Here is a 1,974-nt window from a genome sequence, read left to right on the forward strand (position 1 = left end):
TATTCCAGTCATCGGCCAAGTTTACGCAAGTGTTTGAGAAAACAAAATCATTTCAAGAGCAGCATCTTCCGAGTTTGACTGAAATCACCAGCCTGTATCTGGTAAAGATAGACACCAGCACTCACTTGTCTCCCCAAATCATCAGTGCCATCCCAGACAGCTATTCTTTTACCAGCATCCTGTGACTGGTTGACCAGAGTCGTTATCTGTTTACCCAATATATCATAGATACCAAGGGTGACCTGAGCCTGTTCCGGCAAGTCATAGGAAATGGTTGTAGTGGGATTGAAGGGATTGGGATAGTTTTGTTTCAAGGCAAAACCGTCAGGCAATACTAATTCATCATTTATACCTGTTTGAATCCCCCCTGTCCTGGCAATGGTTGCCGCCTGCAATATTTCAGATGTTCCGAAATCTTGAACAAAAGCAACTATCTTGATGTTCTTCTTATCCCAGGAAATTGGGTTTACATAAGGGTCAGGATTAACAGGAGGATTTTCATCAAGGGTCCAAGAATAGGTTTTTACGACTGTTTCATCCTTCCCAAGGGAAATAGACTGACCATCCTCACACCCGTCACCGCAATCTGCTCCCTGCCCTGCATTACCAACCCAGCTTAAGAATACATCGTGATGGTAATCCTGATTTGCATCACTCTCGTTTACATGTACAACGGAATCCATGGTGGCAGCAACGAAAAGTCGTAAATCTTTTGAGGAAAGATCTTCTTCAGAGGTAATGGTCAACTTAACCAGAGCATCATATTCACTGAACAGGGTCCCTTCAAGAGATAGAGAGAGGGGAGTTTCTTCATCCATCATATTTGCGGCATAGCTGGGAAGATCTTCCCATACAGAAAGAACCTGCATTTCGCCTCCAAAAACAAACCACGGATACCACCCCAGCGATTCTGAATAAGGAAAACCATTTCCGCTTGTAAACCTGTAATCAACAGGATCACTCTGACTGTTGGAGTTTTCCATGAGACCGTTCAAATGATCTTCCCTGTGAAAATGAATGATGATCCAGTTACGGGCCATATCATGACCCAAATAAGATGGACTCCCTGGATTATTCCAATCGTGCAAGAAACCAGTGACAGCGACACAGTAAGGACAGGTTTCTGTTGAAACCATCTCAAGAAAGGCACGCTTCTTTTCAGCATGAACAGTGCCGATCAGAAAAAATACCAAAAGCGAGATTCTGAGATATTTCATCACAATCAACCTGTGAGTTCTAGTATGAGAGCCTTTGCATTATTAAACATCTGGATCATTTGATGAGCAGCATTTTTCTAGTTTTTACAAATTCCCCCGCCTGGAGCTGATAGAAATAAAGCCCACCGCTTACTGGCCGTCCCGTATCATCGGTCCCTTCCCACACAGCGGATTGGAAACCCGCCTCCTGATAACCGTTAACTATCTGCCTGATCCGCCTTCCGGTGATGTCGAATACGGTGAGTCTCACCTTACTCCTTTCGGGCAGATCATAAGTAATATTGGTGACAGGATTGAACGGATTGGGATAATTCTCATGAAGGGCAAAAATATCGGGCAGCAGTTCCCGCCCATCAAGAGCCAGTACATTCTCACGGATAGTCAGATTAAACGGTCCGTTAACCGCCTGAACGTTGGACTCTTTATCCTTCGCCACAACTGTCCAGGTGCCAGTAATCTCTGAAGCTTCCGACCAGTGGTCAAGATGGCTCTGGTCGATCATGTCATAGATAGTAGCGTAGGCAATGGTGAATTCGTTTCCAATCATGTCTACAATGTCAAGTTGTTCCAGTCCGCCCGTTCCCACCCACGAATAAAAGAGTGTATCGCCGTCAGCGTCCTGCGACTCGCTCCAAAAAAAAATGAGGGAATCAGAATAGGTGTTATCATTGATGATCACGAGCGCTTCGTTGGCCGGAGAGTAAAGATTAAACTCTGAAGGCAGATCATTGACTGGTGTCACCGTGAGTGTGAAAGA

Annotated in this window: 2 protein-coding genes; both read right to left on the reverse strand. The window is 44.9% G+C overall.

Annotated features, from left to right (window positions below; genetic code table 11):
- Positions 1 to 47: 47 nt before the first annotated feature.
- Positions 48 to 1,217 (reverse strand): T9SS type A sorting domain-containing protein, encoded by a 1,170-nt coding sequence (locus tag EYO21_05365; GenBank protein HIB03235.1) that lies wholly within the window; start codon positions 1,215 to 1,217, stop codon positions 48 to 50.
- A gap of 55 nt (positions 1,218 to 1,272) precedes the next feature.
- Positions 1,273 to 1,974 (reverse strand): T9SS type A sorting domain-containing protein (locus EYO21_05370; protein ID HIB03236.1); only part of this gene is annotated, 702 nt, incomplete at its 5' end.

It is taken from the genome of Candidatus Neomarinimicrobiota bacterium (genome assembly GCA_012964825.1).
Classification (GTDB): Bacteria; Fidelibacterota; Marinisomatia; order Marinisomatales; family S15-B10; genus UBA2125.

Excerpts from the sequence above, each read along its gene's own strand:
- EYO21_05365 (HIB03235.1), bottom strand. The coding sequence starts at position 1,217 with ATGAAATATCTCAGAATCTCGCTTTTGGTATTTTTTCTGATCGGCACT.